Raw genomic sequence first — 787 nt, forward strand, 5'->3', positions numbered from 1 at the left:
GAGTGCCCGGGGGTGTGCAGGGCCACCAGCGTGGTGCCGGCAACCTCGAACTCCTGCCCGTCGGCGATCCCGGCATCGGCGGTGGTTCCGGGGAACACGTCCTGCCAGAGCATCGTATCGGCCGGGTTCAGGTGGATCGGTGCCTGGACCAGGTCCGCGAATTCGCGGGCGTAGCGGATGTGGTCATCGTGCCCGTGGGTCAGCAGCACCGCCTTGACCGCGCGGTTGCCCACGGCTTCGACGATCTTGGCCGGGTCGTGGGCCGGGTCGATCACGAAGACCTCGTCCTGGTTCCCGATGATCCAGACGTTGTTCTCCACCTCCCAGGTGCCCCCGTCCAGGGAGAACGTGCCGGAGGTGACAAGGTTTTGGATCTGCGCGCTCATGAGAGTTCCACCACCGAACGCAGGACCTTGCCCTCGCCCATCTTGGTGAAGGCGGCCTCCACGTCGTCCAGGGAGATGCGTTCGGAGACGAACGCGTCCAAATCCAGGCGGCCGAGCTTGTATTGCTCCACCAGCATCGGGAAGTCGCGGGACGGCAGGCAGTCCCCGTACCAGGAGGACTTCAGCGATCCGCCGTGCCCGAAGACATCGGCCAGCGGCAGCTCCAGGACCATCTGGGGGGTCGGCACGCCCACCAGCACCACCCGTCCGGCCAGGTCGCGGGCGTAGAACGCCTGCTTGTAGGTTTCCGGGCGGCCCACGGCCTCGATGACCACATCGGCGCCGAAGCCACCGGTGTGGGACTTGATGCCCTCGACCGCATCATTGGTCTTGGAGTTCAC

At 66.5% G+C, this 787-nt stretch carries 2 protein-coding genes; both read right to left on the reverse strand.

Annotation, left to right across the window (positions count from 1 at the left end; translation table 11 throughout):
- Window positions 1–386 (reverse strand): MBL fold metallo-hydrolase (locus DQ353_RS21150; protein ID WP_146755374.1); only part of this gene is annotated, 386 nt, incomplete at its 3' end.
- The coding region (locus DQ353_RS21155) for a zinc-binding dehydrogenase (protein ID WP_146755375.1) at window positions 383–787 on the reverse strand (405 nt) is incomplete at its 5' end. The genes DQ353_RS21150 and DQ353_RS21155, both read right to left, overlap by 4 nt.

It is taken from the genome of Arthrobacter sp. AQ5-05, assembly GCF_003287975.1.
GTDB lineage: Bacteria > Actinomycetota > Actinomycetes > Actinomycetales > Micrococcaceae > Paeniglutamicibacter.